5 protein-coding genes are annotated in these 3,955 nt (G+C 49.8%); all 5 read left to right on the top strand.

Features of this window, described 5'->3' with window-relative positions; genetic code table 11:
- Positions 1-359: 359 nt before the first annotated feature.
- The 5 genes from ACTHSL_RS12170 (at position 360) to argA (ending at position 3,871) form a co-directional block, all read left to right on the top strand.
- A complete protein-coding gene (locus ACTHSL_RS12170; protein ID WP_440381601.1) occupies positions 360-614 on the top strand; it encodes a hypothetical protein in 255 nt (84 codons plus the stop codon).
- Positions 615-780: 166 nt separating this feature from the next.
- Positions 781-1,179, top strand: a complete 399-nt coding sequence (locus ACTHSL_RS12165; RefSeq protein ID WP_440381600.1) for a hypothetical protein — start codon at positions 781-783, stop codon at positions 1,177-1,179.
- A 173-nt stretch (positions 1,180-1,352) separates the two neighbouring features.
- Positions 1,353-1,994 (top strand): orotate phosphoribosyltransferase, encoded by a 642-nt coding sequence (gene pyrE / locus ACTHSL_RS12160; RefSeq protein ID WP_440381599.1) that lies wholly within the window; start codon positions 1,353-1,355, stop codon positions 1,992-1,994.
- Between the two features lie 77 nt (positions 1,995-2,071).
- Positions 2,072-2,536 (top strand): MJ0042-type zinc finger domain-containing protein, encoded by a 465-nt coding sequence (locus ACTHSL_RS12155; RefSeq protein WP_440381598.1) that lies wholly within the window; start codon positions 2,072-2,074, stop codon positions 2,534-2,536.
- Between the two features lie 15 nt (positions 2,537-2,551).
- The gene (gene argA / locus ACTHSL_RS12150) at positions 2,552-3,871 is read left to right on the top strand and encodes an amino-acid N-acetyltransferase (protein WP_440381602.1); all 1,320 of its coding nucleotides are present in this window, start codon (positions 2,552-2,554) and stop codon (positions 3,869-3,871) included.
- Positions 3,872-3,955: the final 84 nt, after the last annotated feature.

Genomic DNA, 3,955 nt, shown 5'->3' with positions numbered 1-3,955 from the left:
ACGGTTCGGGTTAAGGGTAAATCTGATTGCAGGACTGGTTAATGCGATGGGATGAATATTTTCGCAAGAGGTCTATTTACGGACATTCGAAATGCCTCCTCATGGGCAAAATGTAAATTATTTTGAATAAATATCCCGATAATCGGCATTTAAATCTGATAATCGGTATTGATAGGCAGTATGTGGCAAAGATATTATCCCGCACTGTATTCCTTTGCAAATTTATTACCGGAATCGGCAAGCAACTACCCGAAAATATAGGATACGGGCTTATTCAAAAATGTTGGGATTGTTTTAAATACAAGCAACAGCGATTTCTTAAATTAATCCAGAACTAAACCATTTAATAAGGATAACAGATGAAAAATACATTATTTATATCTATTTTGACCTTACTCACGCTTTTAGGTTGTTCAGGCCTTACCGCTGTCCACATACCTGGTCATTGGCATCAGGAAGGAATTTCGAAAAAAGATACGCAAACCCGTTTTGCCAAATGTACATATGATGTAGGTATGAATAAAGTCAATTCTGTGCAAGAAAGCCGCCTAATCAATGCCTGTATGGAAGGGGAAGGTTTTCGCTGGATTCCTCCTCGTATAGAATACCGTTAACTATATGAATTATTTTATGTTTTGTTTTTTGTCTTTGCGGCATAGTAGCAATAACGGCAGTATCGGGGACTTGTCTAAATATAAAGAGGCGTACTCCGCGCGATACTGACGAATTTTATAAATCTCATCAATTTTGCAGAATTTTTAGTAAAGGAAATGAAAGATCATGAAAGTCAAACTACTTTTCATCCCTATGCTTTGCATACCTTTTATTGCTTTGGCGAAACCTTCAGACTTGGTTTGCAAAAAGCGTGTTGATTTGGAAATGGGGTATGAACAGCATTGTGTTTATTCAGGTTCACTATCACAGGCATTCCATGCCTTAGGTGCGAGAGTAGAGCTTTGGAAACCGTTTTTAAAGTACGGCCTACCTAAGAAGGATAGTGATTTTAGGGGCTATCTTGCCCGAAAAGGACGGAAGGACGAAATACTATATGGGGTTGAATGGAAGGGGGAGAATAAGGTTTCTGTTTCTGCTTGTTGGAATGAGACGGACAACTGCTCCATGGCTACATTCCAACAATCTAATGGCAAGGTATTGATTAAATTATATGAATCGCCTTAATCGGTTTGAATCGGCGAATAATCGCAAGTTGCTCAAATGCCGATAAATCAATATTGTGTTCGTTTTTCCAAAAAAGGCCGTCTGAAAAGTGCAAAACCTTTCAGACGGCCTGCCCATTACCGCCATCATCCTTTATAATCCCCGCTTTAAATTTGGCAACCGAAAGCACGACAATGTCCGATTTCCGTCAAGAATTCCTGACCTTCGCCTTAAAACAGAACGTATTGAAATTCGGCGAATTCATCACCAAGGCCGGCCGGCAGTCGCCGTATTTTTTCAACGCCGGATTGTTCAACGACGGCGCTTCCACGCTGCAACTGGCCAAATTCTACGCACAAGCCATCATCGAAAGCGGCATCAAATTCGACATGCTGTTCGGCCCTGCCTACAAAGGCATCATCTTGGCTGCCGCCACGGCTATGATGCTGGCGGAAAAAGGCGTGAACGTGCCGTTTGCCTACAACCGCAAAGAAGCGAAAGACCACGGCGAAGGCGGCGTGCTGGTCGGTGCCCCGCTCAAAGGCCGCGTGTTGATTATCGACGACGTGATTTCCGCCGGCACATCCGTGCGCGAATCGGTTAGGCTGATTGAAGCCGAAGGCGCGACGCCCGCCGCCGTCGCCATCGCGCTTGACCGAATGGAAAAAGGCACGGGCGAATTATCCGCCGTTCAGGAAGTGGAAAAACAATACGGCCTGCCCGTCGTCGCCATTGCCAATCTGAACGACTTGTTCACGCTCCTGCAAACCAACGCCGAGTTCGGCGGTTTTCTCGAACCCGTGCGTGCTTACCGCGAACGCTACGGCGTTGCCTGATTTTATCCGGCGGGGCCGTCTGAAGCCTTTTTCAGACGGCTCCGACACCTGTACAGAAAAATATAAAGAAACACATTATGCCGATTTGCTCCTGCCCGCACTGCAAAACCCATTTGAAGGTCAAAGAGAGTCAGTTGAACGTCGCACAAGGCTTTGTCAAATGCACTGATTGCCAGGGATTGTTTAAAGCCAAAGATTTCGTTGCCCGAGCCGATGTGGCCTCTATTGATTGGATTCCCGACGGCATCAGCGACATCGAACTGGTGCGCCGTTTGGGAACCTACGTGCGCGGGCGGAATTCGTTCAGCAAAGAACAGGCCGACTACCTGATCGAACATCCCGGACAGAACAGCGGCTTGCCGCCCGAATTGGAAGACAAAGGCCATTATGCCGCCCAGAAGGTGCCGCTGCCGCAAATTCCGGCGCAGGCTCAGGTTGCCGCACCGGTTAAAAGTCGTGAAAACAATCATTGGATGGTGGCGGTTTTGGGGATGCTGACCGTCCTGATTCTGCAGCTGTTCTATATCGCTTTAAACCGCTGATTGCAATATAAACATATGGATGCCGCCCTTTCCGTTTTTATCCGCAATTTCCGCGAAGCCGCACCTTATATCGATTATTTGCGCGGCAAAACGCTGGTGGTCGGTATCGCCAGCGGCTTGCTGCAGCCCGAACGTTTCCGCAGCGTTGCCGCAGACCTCGCGATGGTCGCCGGGCTGGGTGTCAGGTTGGTGTTGGTTTACGGCAGTCGCAGCCAAATCAACGAATTGTCCTCCGCTGCCGGTATTTCCCCGCAATATCACCAAGGACGGCGGATTACCGACGAAACCGTTTTGGATTTTGCCAAACAAGCCTGCGGCAAACTGCGCTTCGATATAGAGGCGGCTCTGTCGCTGGGTCCCGTGCATTCTCCCCGGCGCGGCGGCAGATTGAAAATTGCCGCCGGCAATTTTTTATCGGCCCGCCCCATCGGCATCATCGACGGCATCGACATGGGTTATACCGGCCGGGTGAGGAAAATCGATGCCGAATCCGTCAGCCGCAGCCTGGATGAGGGCGCGGTGGTTTTATTGAATCCGCTGGCCGCCTCCGCGAGCGGCAAACTGTTCAATCTCAGCATGGCGGAAATTGCCGAAACCGCCGCCGTCGCCTTGAAGGCGGACAAACTGTTGTTCCTGATTGGGCAGGATGGCATTTTGGACGAAAACAGTCGCCTGTTGCCGAACCTTTCCGCCGAAGAAGCTCAAGGCCGTCTGAAAAGCGGCCGCATCTGTCATCGTCAGCACGACTTGCTTGATGCTGCCCTAAATGCTGTCGGCAAGGGCGTCGGCCGCTGCCAAATCCTTTCCGGTTTGAACGATGGTGCCCTGATTGGCGAATTGTTTACCCGCAACGGTACGGGAACTTCTATCGCGCAAAATCCGTTTATGTGTATCCGTCCGGCCGAAGGCGGCGATATTGCGGATATCGTTACCATGATACGGCCTCTGGAAGAGGCGGGTATTTTGTTGCGCCGCAGCCTCCGCTATTTGGAAACCCATATTGGCGATTTTTCCGTATTGGAACATGACCGCCGGATTTACGGCTGCGTTGCGTTGAAGACGTTTGCCGATGCGCCCGATTGCAGCGAGCTGGCCTGTTTGGCCGTGTCGTCGGAAGCCCAGGACGGCGGCTACGGCGAGTTGCTGTTGGAGCATTCGTTGGATAAAGCCAGACGGTTGGGCTGCAAACGGCTGTTTGCCCTTTCCACGCAAACCGGCGATTGGTTTGCCGAAAGGGGTTTTCAGACGGCCTCTACCGAAGATTTGCCTTTCGAGCGGCAGCGGGAATACTGGAACAGCAAACGGGGGTCGGCCGTTTTTGTTTATGAATTATGACCCTATTTATAGTGAATTAAATTTAAACCAGTACAGCGTTGGCTCGCCTTGCCGTACTATTTGTACTGTCTGCGGCTCGCCGCC

It is taken from the genome of Neisseria sp. P0008.S010 (assembly GCF_051962715.1).
Classification (GTDB): Bacteria; Pseudomonadota; Gammaproteobacteria; order Burkholderiales; family Neisseriaceae; genus Neisseria; species Neisseria elongata.
This window is presented reverse-complemented; position numbering and strand designations above follow the sequence as displayed.

What these genes read in the sequence shown, in the direction of transcription:
- ACTHSL_RS12165 (WP_440381600.1), top strand. Translation starts at nt 781, where the DNA reads ATGAAAGTCAAACTACTTTTCATCCCTATGCTTTGCATACCTTTTATT.
- pyrE (WP_440381599.1), top strand. Translation starts at nt 1,353, where the DNA reads ATGTCCGATTTCCGTCAAGAATTCCTGACCTTCGCCTTAAAACAGAAC.
- ACTHSL_RS12170 (WP_440381601.1), top strand. Translation starts at nt 360, where the DNA reads ATGAAAAATACATTATTTATATCTATTTTGACCTTACTCACGCTTTTA.
- argA (WP_440381602.1), top strand. Translation starts at nt 2,552, where the DNA reads ATGGATGCCGCCCTTTCCGTTTTTATCCGCAATTTCCGCGAAGCCGCA.
- ACTHSL_RS12155 (WP_440381598.1), top strand. Translation starts at nt 2,072, where the DNA reads ATGCCGATTTGCTCCTGCCCGCACTGCAAAACCCATTTGAAGGTCAAA.